General features: G+C 57.8%; 16 protein-coding genes. 4 read left to right on the forward strand and 12 right to left on the reverse strand.

Features of this window, described 5'->3' with window-relative positions; translation table 11 throughout:
• Window positions 1-124 precede the first annotated feature (124 nt).
• Complete coding sequence (locus H0O21_RS10125) at window positions 125-355, forward strand: hypothetical protein (protein ID WP_131455275.1); 231 nt, start codon at window positions 125-127, stop codon at window positions 353-355.
• 24 nt (window positions 356-379) lie between these two features.
• On the opposite strand, the gene H0O21_RS10130 is transcribed toward H0O21_RS10125, so the two are convergent.
• From H0O21_RS10130 to H0O21_RS10140, 3 genes are all read right to left on the reverse strand, one after another.
• Window positions 380-652 (reverse strand): DUF4090 family protein, encoded by a 273-nt coding sequence (locus H0O21_RS10130; protein WP_131455276.1) that lies wholly within the window; start codon window positions 650-652, stop codon window positions 380-382.
• Window positions 653-714: 62 nt separating this feature from the next.
• A complete protein-coding gene (metH, locus tag H0O21_RS10135) occupies window positions 715-4,350 on the reverse strand; it encodes a methionine synthase (protein ID WP_185189593.1) in 3,636 nt (1,211 codons plus the stop codon).
• A 76-nt stretch (window positions 4,351-4,426) separates the two neighbouring features.
• Window positions 4,427-5,344, reverse strand: a complete 918-nt coding sequence (locus H0O21_RS10140; RefSeq protein WP_131455278.1) for a branched-chain amino acid transaminase — start codon at window positions 5,342-5,344, stop codon at window positions 4,427-4,429.
• 68 nt (window positions 5,345-5,412) lie between these two features.
• Here H0O21_RS10140 and cobN point away from each other — a divergent pair, with 68 nt between their 5' ends.
• Complete coding sequence (gene cobN / locus H0O21_RS10145) at window positions 5,413-9,222, forward strand: cobaltochelatase subunit CobN (protein ID WP_185189594.1); 3,810 nt, start codon at window positions 5,413-5,415, stop codon at window positions 9,220-9,222.
• Here the strand turns inward: cobN and H0O21_RS10150 are convergent, their stop codons facing one another.
• Genes H0O21_RS10150 through uvrC form a run of 6 tightly spaced genes read right to left on the reverse strand, consistent with a single transcriptional unit; the run spans window position 9,223 to window position 14,790 of the window.
• Entirely contained in the window at window positions 9,223-9,768 is a 546-nt protein-coding gene (locus H0O21_RS10150) for a hypothetical protein (RefSeq protein ID WP_185189595.1), read from the reverse strand.
• A gap of 26 nt (window positions 9,769-9,794) precedes the next feature.
• Window positions 9,795-10,451 carry a PHP domain-containing protein gene (locus tag H0O21_RS10155; RefSeq protein WP_185189596.1) on the reverse strand — a complete coding sequence of 219 codons (657 nt, stop codon included), beginning with the start codon at window positions 10,449-10,451 and terminating at the stop codon, window positions 9,795-9,797.
• Complete coding sequence (hemJ, locus tag H0O21_RS10160; protein WP_185189597.1) at window positions 10,441-11,025, reverse strand: protoporphyrinogen oxidase HemJ; 585 nt, start codon at window positions 11,023-11,025, stop codon at window positions 10,441-10,443. The genes H0O21_RS10155 and hemJ overlap by 11 nt, the downstream gene beginning before the upstream one ends.
• 35 nt (window positions 11,026-11,060) lie before the next feature.
• The gene (locus H0O21_RS10165; protein ID WP_185189598.1) at window positions 11,061-12,548 is read right to left on the reverse strand and encodes a cryptochrome/photolyase family protein; all 1,488 of its coding nucleotides are present in this window, start codon (window positions 12,546-12,548) and stop codon (window positions 11,061-11,063) included.
• 2 nt (window positions 12,549-12,550) lie between these two features.
• On the reverse strand, window positions 12,551-12,841 hold the full coding sequence (locus H0O21_RS10170; RefSeq protein ID WP_185189599.1) for a hypothetical protein: 291 nt from the start codon (window positions 12,839-12,841) through the stop codon (window positions 12,551-12,553).
• A complete protein-coding gene (gene uvrC, locus H0O21_RS10175) occupies window positions 12,838-14,790 on the reverse strand; it encodes an excinuclease ABC subunit UvrC (protein ID WP_185190986.1) in 1,953 nt (650 codons plus the stop codon). The genes H0O21_RS10170 and uvrC overlap by 4 nt, the downstream gene beginning before the upstream one ends.
• A 97-nt stretch (window positions 14,791-14,887) precedes the next feature.
• Here uvrC and coaD point away from each other — a divergent pair, with 97 nt between their 5' ends.
• Complete coding sequence (gene coaD, locus H0O21_RS10180; RefSeq protein ID WP_131455567.1) at window positions 14,888-15,382, forward strand: pantetheine-phosphate adenylyltransferase; 495 nt, start codon at window positions 14,888-14,890, stop codon at window positions 15,380-15,382.
• Window positions 15,382-16,323, forward strand: coding sequence for a hypothetical protein (locus tag H0O21_RS10185; protein ID WP_185189600.1), 942 nt, complete (start codon window positions 15,382-15,384; stop codon window positions 16,321-16,323). Before coaD ends, H0O21_RS10185 begins: the two co-directional genes overlap by 1 nt.
• Here H0O21_RS10185 and dacB read toward each other — a convergent pair.
• Genes dacB through H0O21_RS10200 form a run of 3 tightly spaced genes read right to left on the reverse strand, consistent with a single transcriptional unit; the run spans window position 16,298 to window position 18,841 of the window.
• The gene (dacB, locus tag H0O21_RS10190; protein WP_255440985.1) at window positions 16,298-17,542 is read right to left on the reverse strand and encodes a D-alanyl-D-alanine carboxypeptidase/D-alanyl-D-alanine-endopeptidase; all 1,245 of its coding nucleotides are present in this window, start codon (window positions 17,540-17,542) and stop codon (window positions 16,298-16,300) included. The two genes, H0O21_RS10185 and dacB, sit on opposite strands and share 26 nt — an antisense overlap.
• A gap of 29 nt (window positions 17,543-17,571) precedes the next feature.
• Window positions 17,572-18,087 carry a DUF4330 domain-containing protein gene (locus H0O21_RS10195; RefSeq protein WP_185189601.1) on the reverse strand — a complete coding sequence of 172 codons (516 nt, stop codon included), beginning with the start codon at window positions 18,085-18,087 and terminating at the stop codon, window positions 17,572-17,574.
• 58 nt (window positions 18,088-18,145) lie between these two features.
• Window positions 18,146-18,841 carry a DUF1995 family protein gene (locus tag H0O21_RS10200; protein WP_185189602.1) on the reverse strand — a complete coding sequence of 232 codons (696 nt, stop codon included), beginning with the start codon at window positions 18,839-18,841 and terminating at the stop codon, window positions 18,146-18,148.
• Between the last annotated feature and the right edge of the window lie 35 nt (window positions 18,842-18,876).

An 18,876-nucleotide genomic window follows, 5' to 3' on the forward strand; every position in this document is an offset into this window, starting at 1 on the left:
TTTTCACGGTTGATGTGGGTGGATTCCGGCCTGGAGTCTGCCGAATGAATGGCACATTGCGCGACAAGGTGGTTGACGGATCCCGGGGGCGAGGCGTTAAAGGTCAGTCAGTTATGCCCCCTCGATGGACTGGGAGTTCACTGAAGACGCGGCCTTCATGGCCCTTTGCGACGCCTTTCGCGAGAGCGGAGAGAGTTCCGCCATTGAGTTCCTGGCCAATGGTGAAGGGGCATTCCATTTCCAGGAGCTCTCTCAGAATGCCGCTGGCGAGGGGCTCGACCTGAGCGATTCCGATGATCTGGAGGCTTTTCAGCAGGAAGTGATCGACACCATGGAATCGCTCTGCCAGGACTGAGAGGGCCTGGCACGCTCAACCAACTCAGCCGTAGTAGAAGCTGATTTCCTTCTCCTTGAGGCCGTCCCAGCCCGCTTCGATCAATCGTTGGTTGAGGGTCTCTTGGTCGAAATGCTTGGCTCCTGTTCTCACCACGCGATTGCGCATTGATTTGCGGACACCACTGCGCTTTCTTTGCCCTTCCTTCTCCATGACATCGCGGTAGAGGTTGAGCATGGCTTCCGGTAGCGGCGTGCCGTCGAGATCGATCCCCGCATCAATGGCGCGGTCGATGGCATCAGGTCCACTGAGGTCCATGGAAGGGAAGCGAGAGAACGATCCCAGTCTGGATTGTGAGTCGGGAGCGGCGAGAGAAGCCGTCAGGCGCTGAAATATCGCGCTTTGCTGTGGAGAGCCACCAAGGCCGTGGTGCTCTGCTCCGGGTGGAGTTGCTCGGAGTCATCCATCTGCAAACCAATGCGGTCTGCTCCGAGCCATTCCAGTTGTTGACGCGAATCGCCGACCGTCGGACATGCCGGATAACCAAAGGAGTAGCGGCTGCCTCGATAGCGCTGGGCCAGCACCTCACGGATTGGCATGCCATCCGGATCCTGGAAGCCACACTCGCGACGGATCCGCGCATGGGTCCACTCAGCGAGGGCCTCAGCCATCTGCACCGACAATCCATGGAAGAACAGATAGTCGCTGTAGGCATCGTTCTTGAAGAGCTCTTGGCTGAATCGGCTGGCTTCTTCTCCCATCGTCACCGCTTGCATGGGAAGCACATCGCTGGGACGTCCGCCTTCCAGGTCCCTAAAGAAATCAGCGATGCAATAGCGGTTGCCGCTGCGTTGACGAGGGAGATCGAAGCGACCGAGTGTTGTCGTCGCGTCCTCCGCAAAAACAATCAAGCTGTTGCCATCACGACCACAGGGGAAATAGCCATAAGCCACTGCCGGTTGCAAGAGATGCTCCTCGCGGATCCGATTCAACCAGTTCTGAAGAATCGGTTCTGCTGTTTCCTCAAGCTGCGCCTCATAGTCCTCGCGGCTTTGCTCTTTGGTTTTGCGCATCTGCCATTGGCCAGCGAATAGGGCCTGACGATCGAGATAGGCGATCACTTGCTCGAGTGGGATATCAGGTTCCCCTTGAAGCAGATGTGAGCCCAGGAACGGGGGCTTGTTGGCGGTCTCAGCAGGCACGGCATCCGAACGCTCAGTGCTGAGGGGTTGTGGATCAGGCGATGCACCGACGGACGTGGTGGGTTGGACCGACGCGTCCGCCTCACCATCTACGGCTTCACGATCATCGGAGAATCCACTGGCTGCCAGGCCAACGCCCTCGGGAATTCCATTCAGGAATCCCTGATGATCATCCCAAGAGCCTTCGCTGCGTGCACTGACGAAGGCATCCATAAACCGTAAGTCGGTGAATGCGTCACGGCCATAAACCACCTTTCCCTTGTAAACCTCACTGCAGTCTTTGTTGACAAAGCGTGGGGTCAGCGCTGCGCCACCAAGAATGACTGGAACGCTGATACCAGCCTCGTTGAAGGCTTCGAGGTTGTCTTTCATGAATGCTGTTGATTTGACCAACAATCCACTCATGGCAATGCAATCGGCCTGATGTTCCTGCTGAGCCGCAATGATGGCTCCAACATCTTGCTTGATCCCTAAGTTAATCACTTCATAGCCATTGTTAGTGAGGATAATATCGACAAGATTCTTGCCAATATCATGCACGTCCCCCTTCACGGTTGCGATCAAGAACTTCGCCTTTGCTGAGCGCTTGCCATCCGTTTTCTCCATGTGCGGTTCCAGGTAGGCAACAGCCGCTTTCATGGTTTCTGCGGATTGGAGCACAAAGGGCAATTGCATTTGCCCAGAACCAAACAGATCACCCACGACCTTCATGCCATCCAGCAGGTAGGTGTTAACGATTTCTAGGGGTGCGTACTGTTGCAGTCCTAGGTTGAGAGCTTCCTCGAGGCCGATGCGCTCACCATCGATGATGTGCTGCTTAAGGCGCTCTTCAATGGGAAGATCTGTTAAGGAGGGGCCTGATTGACGTGCCTCCTTCGCGCTGACACCCTCAAATAACGTGGTGAGTTCAGTGAGGGGGTCGTAGCTACAGACGCCACCTTCAAACCGTCGTCGATCAAGAATCAGGTCACGGCAGACCTGTTGATGCTCTTCGCTGATCTTGATCAGAGGCAAGATCTTTGCCGGAGAAACGATCGCAGCATCCATTCCTGCCTCACAACAGTCATGAAGGAAGACTGAGTTGAGACTGATTCGTGCTGCGGGCGAGAGACCGAAGCTCACATTGGAGACTCCCAGCAGCACATGAACGCCTGGCAGTTCTGAGCGAATGCGACGGATCGCTTCAATGGTTTCCAGGCCATTGCGGCGATCTTCTTCGATACCCGTGGAAATCGGCAGTGCTAACGGGTCATAGAAAATTTCACGCGCTGGAATTCCATACTCAACGGCATCTCGATAGGCGCGTTTGGCAATTGCCACCTTCTTGTCGGCGGTTCGTGCCATCCCTTCTTCATCAATCGTGCCAATGACGACGGCAGCTCCATAACGCCTGGCTAGTTCGAGAACTTTGAAAAACCGTTCATCTCCATCCTCATAGTTGGTCGAGTTGAGAATGCACTTGCCGCCAGCCACTTTCAAACCTGCTTCCATCTTTTGCCACTCAGTCGAGTCGAGCATTAACGGCAGGTTGATGTTGGTGACAACGCGTGAGACCAGCTCGTGCATATCACGTTCGCCATCACGCCCCACGTAGTCAACATTCACATCGAGGATGTGAGCATTTTCCTTGACTTGTCCTCTAGCAACAGCGACCAGGCCATCCCAGTCTTCTGCATTCAGAAGTTCCCTTACCTTCTTGGAGCCACTTGCATTCAATCGTTCTCCGACGATCAGAAATGAATTGTCTTGGTGATAGGTGGTGGCTCCATAGATCGACGCTGCAGCCGGCTCATAGCTCAACTGGGTCCGCTCCATGGCGCTATGACGCGATGGACGCTCAGCAGCCTTGAGATCTTCAGCAAGCTCGGCCAGCGCTTGGATATGTGCTGGCGTTGTGCCACAACAACCACCAATCACTTGCACACCAAGATCTTCGACGAAGTGCATCAGCTGCATCTTCAGCTCCATGGGTTGCAGCCGGTAGTGCGCGACCCCACCCACATTCTCTGGTAAGCCGGCATTGGGGATGCAGCTCACCACAAAGGGGGACTGCTCCGCCAGGTAGCGGATGTGTTCTTTCATCTGCTCCGGTCCTGTGGCGCAATTCAGGCCAAGGATGTCGATCGGAAATGGTTCTAGGATTGCAACAACAGCGGCAATATCCGATCCCACGAGCATGGTGCCTGTGGTCTCCATCGTCACCGACACCATCAGTGGCCGCCGTTCACCGGCCTTTTCGAAGGCCGCTTCAATGCCCTGGAGAGCAGCCTTGATCTGCAGCACGTCTTGACATGTCTCGACGATGTACAGATCAACACCCCCGGCCAGTAATCCTTCCGCCTGCTCTTGGTAAGCCGAACGCAAGGTGTCGAACTCGATATGACCCAGCGTCGGGAGCTTGGTGGTTGGCCCCATCGATCCGGCTACAAACCTTGGCTTTGCTTCCGTGCTGTACTCATCAGCGACAGCTCGGGCTAGTTCGGCAGCCCGTTGATTGAGCAGGAAGGCCTGATCCTCTAGTCCGTATTCAGCAAGGACCACGGATGCAGCTCCGAAGCTGTCGGTCTCGATGACGTCACAACCCGCTTCAAGAAACTGACGGTGCACCGCCTGAACCGCATCTGGTCTCGTGATCACGAGGTTCTCGTTGCAGCCTTCCAGTTCTGCGCCGCCGAAATCCTCTGCAGTGAGGTTCAACTGTTGAAGGGAGGTCCCTGTAGCACCGTCAAACACGAGGACCGGCCGATCAGGGGAATGCAACCGGGTCAGAAAGCGGCTCGCAGCTGTCGTCGGCGCCACCTTGTCTGACTGCATTCCCCGTTTGCGTTGCTTTGGGCATCCTATGAAGTCCACCTTGAACGCTGGAGCTGGCGGCAACCCCGCAGCTGAGTCAGTCGCCGAGTTCGATCCGGGTCACCCAGTGATCAAACTCCCGGTCACGCCCCTCTGTAATGGCGACGAGTCGTTCTCGCAGGGCCTCCATGACCGGACGCTCACTCTGGAGAACCGTTGATTCCAACTGACGAATGGGAGTGATCTTCGCTGCTGTGCCAGTCAGAAACACCTCATCAGCGATGAACAGTTCCGTTTTGTCGACTGGCCGTTCCAGGACCTCCAGGCCCATGGATTTCGCCAGTTCGATCACGCTGGCGCGGGTGATGCCTTCGAGGATGTCTTGGTCGACGCCCGGCGTAATCAACTGGCCATCACGGACGATGAACAGGTTCATGCCGCTCGCCTCGCTGATTTTTCCGCGGCTGTTCAAGAGCAGGGCTTCATCAAATCCACTCTTGACCGCCTCTGTCTTGGCCAGAGAGCTGGTGATGTAGGCACCACTGATTTTTCCGCGAAGGGGCAGGGAGCGATCCTCCTGTCTGGTCCAGCTGCTGATCCTGCAGCTCACACCCTCTGGCGCCAGATAGTCACCAAGTTCGAGGCCATAGATCAGGAAATCCGTTTCGATGTTGTGCAGCCTTGGCGCAATCCCTAAATCACTGGTGTAAACGAAGGGCCGCAGGTAGATGGGAGTGGTGGGCCGGTTCGCCTTCAGCATCGCCGTCAGAGCCTCCATCACCGTCTCTTCACTCAGTTCGGCGAGAAGCAGCCGGGCACTTTGGCTCAGCCTGCGGGCATGCCGATCCGCCCTGAACAGCAGGACTTGATTGGGATTGGCAGGATCAGGAATGGCACGCATGCCACCGAATGCACCGGTGCCGTAGTGCAGCGCGTGGGTGGCGATCGATACCTTGGCTTCCTCAAAAGGGATGCAGCGGCCTTGAAACCAGGCGTACGGCAGGAACTGGTGCATGGCTGGATCGGGCCGACCGCAAAATCTTCTCACTCTCGCCGACTCCCTCCCAGGCAGAGAATGGCTGCATGCATCGTTTGAGCCACCTTCCTGGATCCGATCAGGACGACGGTGTCGTTCTGGTGGAACAACCCAGCGCCCCTGTGCTTTGGCTCACCAGCGCCCAGACCGATCTCTCCACCCTCGCTTCGGTCCTTGAAAGGCCTGATCGCAACGCCTGGCGGGGGCGCATCCGTGCCCTTTCCCTGGACGCACTCCAGCATCCCGCCCAGATTGACCATTACCTGGCCACAACAGGGGCTGCCGCCAAGCTGATTGTTGTTCGTCTCCTAGGCGGACGCGGCCATTGGTCCTACGGACTGGAACAACTGGATCGTTGGAGGAGGTCCCAAGCGGGCCGCACCACCCTGATCTTGGCTGGTACGCCTGATCAGGATCGTGCCCTGCATTCCCTGGGCTGTTATCCAGAACCACTCAGCGATCGATTGGCCAGCCTCTTGCGTGAAGGTGGTTTGGACAATCAGGCCCTTTTTCTCGAGGTGCTTGATGCTCTTCTGAACAACCATCACCCGGATCCGGCGACGATTCAGCCGCGTGTCATGGAGGATCCTTCGCCCTGGCGTTGGAAGGATCAACCTGGCCCAAGGGTTGGAATCATCCTCTACCGAGCACTCGCCCGGGCCGGAGACACTGCTGTTGCCGAAGCCCTCCTGGCCGCCCTTGAAAACGAAGGTTTGGTCCCTCGTGCTCTTTGGGTAAGCAGCCTCCGTGATCCCGCCGTTCAACAAGGGACGTTGCACTTACTCCAACAGCAGAAGGTGGATGTGGTGATTACCACCACGGCCTTCGCCTCCGTTCAGTTCGAGGAGGCGGGTCTTGGCTGCCCATTGTTTGACCGCTTGGACTGTCCCGTTCTTCAGCTGCTCAGCAGTGGTCGGTCTCGCGACTCCTGGGCCGCATCATCGCGAGGTCTTGACCCCCTTGATCTCTCTCTCCAGGTGGTACTCCCCGAGCTGGATGGAAGGATCACCACCCGAGTGGGTGGATTTCGTGAGCTGACCAAGGCCCATGGAGATCTGGCGACGGCCATCCATGCCCTAAAGCCTGATCCAGAAGGGATCGACTGGGTCGTTCGTCATGCCTCAGCGTGGATCAACCTGCGGCAAACCGAGCCCAGCAAGCGGCGCTTGGCGTTGATCATGGCCAACTACCCGATCCGTAACGGACGGTTAGCCAATGGGGTTGGCTTGGACACCCCCGCGAGCCTTCACAACGCCTTGCAGTGGCTTCAAGAGTCTGGGTATGACCTTGGCCGTGAACCCTTGCCAGCGACCCCAGAGGCCCTCATGGCTTCACTCCTGGCCGGTCGAACCAATGACCCTGAAAGTCAGCATCTGCCTTCACTGGATCATCTGTCTCTAGAGGACTACCAGCGTTGGTGGCAGAGCCTTCCCGCCGACGCCCAGGAGCCCATTCTCAAGCGTTGGGGGGATCCCGAGCAAGCAGAGGATTTGGAGACCCTTTGCGACGGCCGCAAAGGATTTGCCGTTCATGGTCTTCGCTTTGGAGGTCTGACCCTTCTCGTACAACCCAGTCGCGGCTATGACGCTGACCAACTCAGTGATCTCCATTCCCCGGATCTACCTCCTCCCCATCGTTATCTCGCCCAGTACCTCTGGCTTCGTGTAGTCCACGGGACCCAAATGATGGTGCACATGGGCAAACACGGAAGTGCCGAGTGGCTTCCGGGAAAAAGTGTTGGATTGAGTCGTCGATGTGGTCCGTCCTTGGCGCTAGGGCCCGTCCCGCATCTGTATCCCTTCATTGTGAACGATCCCGGCGAGGGATCTCAGGCCAAACGTCGTGGCCATGCCGTCATCCTCGATCACCTCACACCGCCGCTCGGTCGTGCTGGCAGTCATGGAGAACTGGAACGTTTGGAACGGTTACTCGATGAATCCGTCGAAGCCCGTGAGTTGAATGCCAGTCGTTGTCGACAACTCGACCTGCAGTTGTTGAAGCTGCTCTTGGAGTTGAACTGGCCTGGGTTGCCCCAACTGGCTGCTGAAGGCGAACCCACTCCAGAGGATTTTTTTGCAGCCTCTGAGTGGATGGCTTGTTTAGAGCAGGCTGAAACCTATTTATGTGAACTCAAGGAATCTCAAATTCGCACTGGTCTCCATCGTTTGGGCATGCCTCCCAGTGGCGATGCGATGACCGAATTGGTGTTGGCTACAGCTCGATGCCCAGGTCCTGATCGGCTCGGATTGACCCAGGCAATCGCCAGATTGCTTGGCTTCCGTTGCGACCCTTGGTGTGATGAAGATGGTGTTGCCCTGGCTGAATCGGATCGACGCCTGCTTCATCAACTTGGTGTCCCCCAGGGTCGCAGGGTCTCCGATGTTGTCGCCTGGTTGGAGGATCAAGCGCTCCGGTTGATCCGGCGCGATTTGATCCTCAATGGTGGCTCGACCTCGACGGCTTGGGACGACTTTGAGCTCCATCCAGCGCTGCTGTCTTGGGTGACTGAAGGAACGGATCCAGCGTTGCAACACCTCCATTCCAGCTTGATTCCAGCCTTTCTTGCCTGTGCTGAACGAGAGCGCTCAGGCTTCCTACATTCGGTGGCTGGTGGTCGGCTAGCGAGTGGTCCCTCGGGCGCCCCGACGCGAGGACGGCCTGACGTGCTCCCGACGGGCCGCAACTTTTATTCGGTCGATCTTCGTGGTCTTCCAACCGAGGCCGCCTGGGATCTCGGCAGACGCAGTGCCGAACAGTTGCTTGAGCTTTACCTGCTTGAACATGGGGAACCTCTTCGCCATTTGGCTCTTTCCGTCTGGGGCACCGCGACCATGCGCAACGGAGGCGAGGATATTGCTCAGATGCTCGCTCTGATGGGGGTTCGTCCGGTCTGGGATGGGCCGATGCGGCGCATGGTTGACCTCGAACTGATCCCTCTCTCTCTGCTTGATCGTCCTCGCGTGGATGTGACCCTGCGGATTTCAGGCCTATTCAGGGATGCATTTCCGCAGCTCGTGCTTTGGGTGAACAGAGCGTTGCAACTGGTTGCTCAATGCAATGAGGAGAAGTTGTGGAACCCCTTAGCTGATTCGACAAGACACTCAGGGCCACAGCACAGGATCTTTGGTTCCGCCCCTGGCGCTTACGGCGCTGGACTTCAGGCATTGATCGATTCAGGGCAATGGGAGAACCAGAGCGATCTTGCGGAGGCTTATCTGACTTGGAGTCGTTGGCGATATGACGGCTCCGCAGAGCCCATTGAGGACCGTGAGGCCCTTGAGTCCAGCCTCAAAAATGTTCAGGTTGTCTTGCATAACCAGGACAACCGAGAACACGACCTTCTCGATTCAGATGATTACTACCAATTTCATGGCGGTCTTGCTGCTGCTGTCACCAGCGTGAAGGGTGAGAGCGCTGAGGTCTGGTTTTCAGATCATTCCCGCCGGGAGCGACTACGACAGCACCCCCTTTCACGGGAGATCGACAAAGTGGTGCGCTCCCGACTTTTGAACCCTCGCTGGATCGAAGGCATGCGCAGTCATGGATACAAAGGCGCTTTTGAAATGGCAGCCAGCTTGGATTACTTATTTGCCTATGACGCCAGCACAGGCCTTGTGCCTGATTGGTGTTACAGCTCTGTTCAGGACAGCTGGTTGGATGAGCAGGCGAATGCTGAATTTCTCAAGCGCCACAACCCCTGGGCCCTCCGCGACATGGCCGAGAGGCTGTTGGAAGCCGCCAATCGCGGTTTATGGGACTGTTCCGATCAGGCCAGGTTGGAGCGCTTGCGCGACATCGTTCTCAACGCTGAGGGATGCATTGAGACCGGTGCATTCAGACCGACAGCTGATCGTTGATCAGCTGTTCAGATCTCGGACCATTGCCCGGAAGGGATCGATGGACCCTGGTGCTGAACTCTGCGATTTGGATGAGGAGCTGGTCGTTACCTCTTGCTTGAGCTCGGTTTTGCGAGCAACGGGTGCCGCATCGGGCGCAGCAGGGCTATTGACCCCCGTCAACGCACTGCCCTTCAGACGCTGACTGAGTTCCTGCTGCGTCATTGTTTCAGCGAAGGTTTTCTTCACTGGTTTGGGAACCCCCTGGGTCACCGACACTTTGTCGTCCTGTGCGACCTCACCACCTAGACCCTCGGTCTTGGTATCCACCTTCAGGGCCATCGCGTCCACCTCGGTGACGAGCTCCTTGTTGCCAGGGCTGTCTGCGGTGCCAGGGAAGGTGCGGCGGATGGTCTTGGCTTCCCGCATGTAGTTCAGATCTCCCAGTGAACTGGAGGAATCGCTGTCGAGAAAGAAGCTCTCATCCTTCTTTGCTGGCTTCGCCTGGGAGGTCTCGCTGTTCGTGCCAGCGGAGCGGGGGTTCAGCAGACGATCGAAGAAACCCATGCCTGGAGTCAGGTAGTCGTCTGAACTTAGCGACCTCTGAGGTCTTCTCCGTGGGTATCGGTTCCACACGTACGCAAAAGGCCAAGGTTCTTCAACTGTTGATCGATCCGGTCGCAGATCAATGGGGTGGCTGACCACGTGGGTTGCATGTCGTAGTCGTACCAGGCCTCCCCACCATCGAAACCGAGTTCGGCTGCGGCATCAATCAATTCGTTGAACCCGAGCCGATATCTGGCGGGATGGGCCAGAACCGCCAGCCCACCAGCCTCATGGATGGCTTTGCGAACCGTCTCAGCACGCAAACTCTCTCCCACGGCAGCATCCCCTTGGCTGTAAGCCTTCAAGGCGGTGTGGCCAGGCTTGAAGCCAAGGGCGAGCACATGCACGAGGCAGCCTTGAAGAACGCAACTGATTTCCATGCCACTCCAAAGGGTGGGAACGCTTCTGCCCTGATCCTGTTGAGCCTTGAGCCAGTCCTGCATTGGCTGAAAGGCCGCGACACTGTGGTGATCGGTCACTGCAAGGTGTTCCAGCTGCCTCTCGTGGGCCTGGCCAATCAGAGCGATGGGATCCAGGCTTCCATCGCTGCAGATCGTGTGGCAGTGAAAGTTGATGGCCCCTGGGCAGCTCTCCGGACCCACGGTTTCAAGGACGGAATGAAGGGGATGACGATCAGAGGGCATCGGCTTGTCCTGAGGAGGCTTCAGCGCGCAGGCGGCGCCAGCGGGCATAGAACTGGATGGATGCCGCCATGAACACAACCAGGGCCACCATGAACCAAGTGGCTGCACCTGTTGGGAACTGGTTCTTGAAGACAACCAGCATCACCACGATGACGAGAAGAAGCGTTGGTAATTCGTTGAGAGCACGAAGCTGACGTCCGTTCCATCGGCACTCCCCTTTTTGCAGCTGACCCATCAGGCAGTAACAGAACCAGTGATAGGCCAGCAGTGCTGCCACAAACCCAAGCTTGGCGTGCATCCAACCTTGTTGTAACCAACTGGGCTGCACAAGCAGCAGTCCCACGGCCATCGTCACCGCTACGACCATGCCAGGGGTGGTGATGATGTTCGCCAGCCGTCGTTCCATCAAGGCGTACTGCCCCTGGAAGGCATCGCGCAACTCAGGTGCTAGCTCTTGGGCTTCGACGTGATAGATGAACAGGCGAACGAGGTAGAAGAGGCCTGCAAACCACACGACCACGCCCACGATGTGGAGGGTCTTAAACCAGAGATAGGCCTCGGGAGGAAACGTCATCAGAGACGGCGCGTTGTGCTGACCATAAGCAGTGTTCAGGTGAGCCCGTCAAGAAAATCGTTCGCCGATTGCCGGTGCGTTGCGAGTGTTTCAGCTGGCATCCGGTCCAAATTCTTTGTCATCATGGCCAGTCTTGGTTGAGCGCGGAAGAACTTTTCGTGCCTAGCGATGAAACTCCAGAAGAGCCCATCCCAGCTCTTGCACCAATCACCGCGCCGGTAATCCGACATTTTTAAAACATAGTTCGAACCTGAGATATAGGGCTTTGTGGTGAAGATCCCACCATCTCCAAACTGACTCATGCCATGCACATTCGGCACCATCACCCAGTCGTAGGCATCCACAAATAGTTCCATAAACCATGTGCAGACACGACGGGGATGAAAACCACAGAGGAGCATCACATTTCCCAGAAGCATGAGTCTCTCGATGTGATGGCAGTAACCACTCGACAATGCGCGATGAATCGCATCGTCCACTGGTGGTAAGCCCGTCGAGCCTGTGTAGAAGGCCTTGGGCAGTGGTTTGTCTTCGCACCCCCAAAAATTGCCGTTTCGCATCTCGATGCCATGGCGTCGGTACATGACGGCCATGAATTCCCGCCAACCAATGAGCTGACGAATGAATCCCTCTAGAGAATTCAGGGGAATATCCCCCTCAGAGGCCCGTTCCAGAATGCGATTCAGAACCTGCTGGGGGGTTAGCAAGCCGACATTCAACATGGGTGTCAAAACGCTGTGCCAAAGCACCCTGTGCTGTGTGCTGATGGCGTCCTCATAGGTCCCAAAGAATTGGAAACGCTGCTCGACAAATTGAATCAACCAGGACTCGGCCGCGGCGTGCGTCACTGGATACGCGAAGGATTTGCCTGAGCCGATCAGCGGGAGGGCCTCGGTCTCTAGCCCCGGCCGAGCCTGCTCAACCCAGCGGTCGTCTTGATGGGTTGGAGGCTCTGGGACCTCGATGCCCTTTGGCAGTTTTTTGCGGTTGTCCGCATCAAGACTCCAGCGCCCACCGCAGGGGGAGCCGTCAGGCTCTAAGAGCAGGTTCAATCGCTTTCTCTGCATGGCGTAGAACGCAGCCATGAGGGGACGGCGACCGCGACCGAAGAACTCCTCCACCACCGTTGAGGGAGTCAGCAGCATCGGGGTGGGTAGGAGCTCCACCCTGCAGGCGAAACGACTGGCAAAGCTGGTCAGCCTCCTCTCCAGCATGTCATCGACGGGATCAACGCAGTGGAAGCTGCGGTATCCGGCGTCGTAGAGCTTTTGCAGATGCGCTGTTGTATCAGTGGCTTCATCGTGCCTCTGAACCCTCACGGAAAAACCACGCTGGTGAAGCGCATCGGCGAAGGCCTGCATCGAGGCGCGATGCAAGATCAACTTCTGTCGGTGCAGCTGTTGTGGCCAAGCTGGATCGGTTCCAAACAAGAGCGGGTCTTCGATCAGAACCACTTCCCTTCCCGGCTCCAGAGCGGGGTGCTCTTGAAAGAGCTGATGGGGAAAGATCAGTGTCAGCTCCATGGTCAGGTCTCTTCACCAGCCAAGCGGCAGGCACGCTTCCCTAAAGCCAGGGCGAAGCCGCGGTCCACTAGCCCTGCACGGGGACTCAACACACTGGCCTTGCAATCCATCACCACTTTTTCCCGGTGACCCTGTTGATCATTCAGTCGAAGAACCAGTTGCCAGTGGTTCTTCGCGCTGCGGCTGATGTTGTCTGCGCAAATGGGTCCAGTACAGAGGCCCGGCGCCGCCATCGCGGCGGAAACGATCACCAGATTCAAGAGGCAGAGCAGTAGCGGCAGCAGTTTTTTCATCCAGTCGTGTTGTCTTCGCGCTCACTCTGCTCTGCCGACGCTTCTGGGTGAAAGAAGCCATAGATCTGTTCCGCTAGGGAGCGCCCAACCCCCGGGGCCTCCATGAGCCGCTCCACAGGAGCGAGTTGAATCGCATCGATGGAATGGAAATGGGAGAGAAGGTCTCGAACCCTTCTCGGGCCTAGCCCGGGGATATCAGACAGCCTGGAACGCTTCATCCGTTCGCCCCGCTGCTGTCGATGGAAACTGACGGCAAAGCGGTGTGCCTCATCCCGCAAACGCCTCAGTAGGGCCACACCCAACTGGTCCGGGTCCGTGTCGAGTGGGTCGCGCTCGCCCGGCAGGAAGACCTCCTCCCGTTGTTTTGCCAGGGAACAGACGGTCAGATCCTCATCCAAATTGAGCTCCCTCAGGGCCTCCATCACGGCGGAAAGCTGACCCTTGCCGCCGTCGATCATCACCACATCAGGCCAATCGTTGAGGCCATCGGTCTGGAGAGCGCTGCCTCCCCGATGACGGAGGGCACCAAGATCTGCTCCCTCTGCCTTTGCCCTGGCCCATCGGCGGAATCTGCGGCGGATCACCTCGGCCATCGACATGAAATCGTCGCTGTGGCCAGCGCGCACGCTGCTGCTGCGGATCTTGTATTTGCGGTAGTGCTGTTTGGCGGGTAATCCATCGATGAACACCACCTGAGAGGCCACGGCATCACTCCCTTGGATATGACTGATGTCGTACCCCTCAATCCGTCTGGGTGGTCTGGGGAGCTCGAGCAATTGGGCGAGATCCTCCGTGGCGAGGGCCTGTTGCTCCTGGCCCTGTTGAGCGCGCAGCAATTCAAATTCGGCATTGCGTTGCACAAGTTCGATTAAATCCGCCTTCTGACGACGTTGCGGTGCATGGATTTGTACCTTCCGCTCCCGTTGTTCCCCAAGCCACTCCTCAACCAGGGTCTGTTGGGGCAAGGGATGTTGCACCAGGACTTCTGGCGGAATCTCCACCGCATCCACCTGGCTGTAGTGCTCTTCGATGACGCGTTGGAGAATCAAACCTGGTTCGAGCGCCTGCGCATCGGCTGTGAAGCCCAGTCGACCCACCAGCTTTCCAGCTCGCATCTGGAAGAGCTGCACTGCAGCGAGCCGTTGATCACAGGCCAGTGCAAGCACATCCCGACTGACAGAGGAATCGGGCAGGCTCATCTTCTGGTCAGCGGTCAGCTGATCCAAACCCTGCAGCTGATCACGAATCCTCGCTGCCGATTCAAAATCCAGCCGTTCCGCATATTTCTCCATCTGTTCACTCAGGAGCGTCTGCAGTTCGTCGCTACGCCCCTGGAACACCATCGCCACCTTTCTCAGGGTGCGGTGATAGTCCTCGGAGCTGATCTTTTCTTGGCACACCCCTGGGCAGCGGCCAATGGCGTGGTTCAAGCAGGTGCGGTCGGCATACAAGGGTCTGGGGCGCTGGCGCAACGGAAACACCCGTTTCACCAGGAACAGGGTGCGTCGCAGCAGACCCACATCCACGTAGGGGCCATAGAAGCGATCCAGAGGACTGCGAAAACGGCGGCGTCGCGTGATGAAAATCCTCGGATAGTCCTCACTCCAAGTGATGCATAAGTAGGGATACTTCTTGTCGTCTTTCAGCAACACATTGAAGTGAGGCTGATGGTTCTTGATCAAATTTGACTCAAGAGCGAGAGCTTCGGCTTCGCTGTCGGTCACGATGAATTCGATTTCACAGACCTGCCTTGTCATCAAACGGATGCGTGGCGACAGGTCATGGCGACTGCGGAAATAGCTGCGCACACGGCTGCGCAGACTTTTTGATTTGCCGACATAGAGGATGCGGTCGTCCTGATCGCGCATCAGATAACAACCGGGCTCCGCAGGGATGTCCTTCAGACGCTGTTCCAGTCGGTCAGGCTGCGTGAGTAATGGCGTTCGCAGCGTTGGTGGGCTCAAGGTTGATCCGCCTCTGCATTGCCTGGATTGAACACCAGTCTCGCGGCCTCTGCATAGGATCCGACTGGACTTGATCCCCAGCATGCGTGCCCTCTACCCAGGCAGTTTTGACCCACTGACGCTTGGTCACCTCGACCTGATCGAGCGGGGTAGCCAGCTGTTCGGAGAGGTAGTGGTTGCCGTGCTTCAAAACCCGGGGAAGACCCCTGCCTTTCCTCTGGAGCAGAGGCTCGCTCAGATCCAGACAGCGACCCATCACCTCTCAGGCATTCAGGTGATCAGCTTCGATGGCCTCACCGTGCGTTGTGCGCTCGAAACCGGGAGCGATGTGATCCTCCGAGGACTCCGCGCCATGAGTGACTTCGAATACGAACTTCAGATTGCCCATACCAACCGTTCGCTCGAACCCGATCTCGAGACCGTCTTCCTCGCCACCACAGCTCACCACAGCTTTCTCAGTAGCTCAGTGGTCAAGGAGGTGGCCCGGTTCGGTGGACAGGTCGATCACATGGTGCCCCCCGTGGTGGCGGATGATCTGCGCAGGCTCTTTAATCAGTCTTTCCGCCAGCGTCCGTGATGAGCGAGATCCGGTTCCCCGTACTCGACCAGCTCGACCAGCTCGAGGAGATCGTGCTGGAAGGCAGTCGTATCCCCTTTAGTGGTGGTCGGCTCGTGAATGAGCAGGACGCCATCGAACTTCTCGATGCCATTCGTGAAACCCTTCCGGGACAGATCAATCAGGCTGATGAGTTGATCCAGCGACGTGACACTTTCATCACCACCGCTCGGCAGCAGGCGGATGAAATCGTCCAGAAAGCAGCTCAACAGCGTGATCAGATGGTCAATGCTGCCTCGATTCGTCAGGAGGCAGAACGGCAGGTGAACGAGCTGCGGGACCAGGCCCGTCAGCAGTGTGAACAGCTTCTTCAGGCCACCCGTCAGCAGGCGGCTCAAATGGAGCACGACATGCAAGCGAAGCATGCGCAGCTTGAGCAGCAGTTCGCCAGCCGGCGCCAGCAGCTTGAACAGGAAGCCCTGCAACGCCGTCAACAGCTTGATCAGGAGGCGATCGAATTAAAGCGCCAGCTCACTGACCAGCATGAACGCAGTCGCCAGCAATCCCTTCAAGAGCTGGAACAGATCCGCATGGAGGGAATCCGGATACAGAAGGAAGCGCAGAGCGAGGCAGAACGCCTCCATCAGGATGCGCTGACCTACCGGCAGCAGACTCAACAACAGTGTGAAGCCCTCATTCAGAGGAGTCGTCAGGAGGCGGCTTCGGTTCAGGACGGTGCCAACCGTTATGCGGAACAGACTCTCGGCGAACTTGAAACTCGACTCAAGGAGATGGCACAAGTGGTCTTGGGCGGTCGCCAGGAACTCGTGAAGATTCAGACCCTTCGTTCTGAATCAAGTCCTACCCGGTCTTCTGCTCCCCAAGATTCAGGGGAGGCTGTGCCAATTTCCAGAGCCCGTCGAGCCGCATCTCGTCTCAGGTCAATGCGGAACACCGGCTGAATTTCTGCGCAGCTTTGAGAACGGTTCCGATCGTCTCGTTCGGAGCCCAGGAACCGTTCGAGATCAGACTCACGAATCGGAGTCCATCACTGGTCTCCAGAAAGCCGCTCACCGAGCGAACCCCGCGGAGCGTGCCGGTTTTAGCCCAGAGTTTTCCGTCCAAACTGCTGCCCCGGAAGTAATTCCTTAGTGTCCCTCGCCTACCGGCGATGGCCATGGAGGCCTGGTAGTAGGGGCCTAGGGGATGTTGATGCATCCGTAGGAGCAGAGCAGCAAGGGTCTGACTGCTGACTCGATTCGAACGCGACAACCCGCTGCCATCTGCAACCCGTAAGCCTGAGGTCGGCAGATGCTGGCCTCGCATCCACAGCTGGGCCCGCTGTGAGGCACGCGTCACATCCCACTGATCGGAGGCTTCCCGCAACAGCACTTCGGCGGTGAAATTGTGGCTCTCGGTGTTCGACAGGCTCAGCAGGGAATGCATCGGTGCGGAGACCTCCTCATGGAGCACCAAGAGATCATCGACACCACCCTGTTGTTCGAGCGAGCCTTGCGTGGGGTGCACCACCTTCAGGGCTACCCGCCCACCCTGCCGTTGCACTTCTTTTGTGAACAGGCTTTGGAATCGTCCAGCCGGGTTTTGAACAGCCATGCCGAGAGCGTTGCTCGTCAAGGCCAGTCGCGTCACGGGAGCCCCATAAGCCTCCATCCGGTCGGCCTTGGGCCAGTCACGGGGCCACCAACGTTGGGGCGGTTCCTCGCGAAGCATCAGCTGGATAGAGCCCGATGCTTCGCGACGACTCCCACCCTGGCCTAGGGCTGCCATCGCCAAACGCTGAAGTCCATCAATTCCTAGATCTGGATCCCCTTCTCCCTCCAGTTCCAGGACCCCGTCAGGGCGTTGCAATAAACGGGTTCTCAGGCGGAAATCTGGACCGAGCTGGTCGAGGGCATAGGCCGTGGTGATCAATTTCTGATTCGATGCCGGAATCAGAGCTGCAGCACCGTTGACCGCGGCAAGAACAGAGCCCTGTTCATTCAGAATCGTGATGCTCCAAGCCTTTTTTTCAGGGCCAAGGGCAACATCAACAGCGTTTTGAAGAGGTAGACAAGGCTCTCCGTCACGCAGGCTTGGCCAACCCAGTGTTTGCAGAGGTAATGGAGGGGCGAGCAGCTCAGGCTCGGCTGTCCGTCCGGGGGCGGGTAGCAGGACAGTCAATGCCAGGGCAGAGAAAGACAGAAGCCTTGTCACTGGATCTCGACCCCACTGACCGTTCCGTTGACCCGATATTGCGGACCCTCCAGTTCCACGGGAGTTCCGATTTTGAGGTTGGTTCCTGCCATCACCACACCGGAACCTGAGACCGTCGCCTCCCCATCCAGGATGAAACGGGCATCGAGTGTGCCCTGAATGCGCCGGTTGGGATCGACCGCTGTCAGCACGCGACCATCGGGGGTGAGGGTGACCAACTTGCGCGTGATGTCTTGCACTTGCACCAAGCGGACTGACCCGTGGGGCTGGTTGCGAATCACGATGCTTGTTCGGCCAGCCTGCAAGGCGTCCCTGAGAAGGCGGTCAGGATCGGCGGCAGGGACTCCACGCACGTCCACGCTGATCTGAACGGGTTTGACTGACCCTGTCGCTCGAGCAACGGTGTTGCTCAGTTTCGGGCTCCACAGCACGCCAGCCAAAGCGGCAATGCCGAGTAGGGCAGCCAAACCGTCAACGGCGTTCACACCCTTGATGCGTTGGTTGAGAGCCATCACGCGAGATCCTGAACCGCCACGATACGGAGCCCTCCAAGGGTCTACAAGAGAGCCCTCAGCTCCTTAGGTCATTGAGAAAACGGTCCATTGCCCCCATCTGCCTGTTCAGCTCGGAACCGGTGCCGGCAAGGGCCTCATCGATCTGCTCGGGATCCGGTCGTCGTTCGTAGTCCATCACGAATCGGTAGCCGTCGGGGTCGGCCCTAAACAGAGACCATGGTTGGGGCCACTGATGAAGGAGAGCGGCTCCGTCCAACGGCTGAAGCCAGTAAGCCACCTCCCAGGTCGCCACAAAACCTTGGCGTCTCGATCGAGCCACGCTGCCGATGCCAACTGCAGCATCTTCAAGACGGCCATTGAGCATGGCCACTTGGCCAGTCCAGTCCGCGCAGGCCTGCTCCAGTTCCTCGTAATCGCTGGGTTGAGGTGCCACAGCGAGGAGCAAATCGTCCTGACGCTCCATCAATCGCCCACGGCAGAGGTCCTGAAGGGAACAACAAGATTTCGCCAGCTCTGGTTCATCCCTCTGGGCAAGAGCTGCCGATCCAGCATCCGGGAATGCCAGCACAGGTTTTTGACCAGTCTCCTGAAGCTTGCGAGCAAGCCTCAGAGCGACAGGGAGAACCCGTAGCCCCTCGAAGCGCATGCTCACCATCCAGCGGCGCGATTGGCCATCGCTCAAAGCCTCGAGTAGTGACTCCCTCGCCTGCTCTTCAGCCTGCTTCAGGTCGGCGGGAAGGGTTCTGGTCACGGCAGAGGTCCATGGCAAGGCCGGAGGGTACTGCC

This window comes from Synechococcus sp. HK01-R (assembly GCF_014217855.1).
GTDB lineage: Bacteria > Cyanobacteriota > Cyanobacteriia > PCC-6307 > Cyanobiaceae > Synechococcus_C.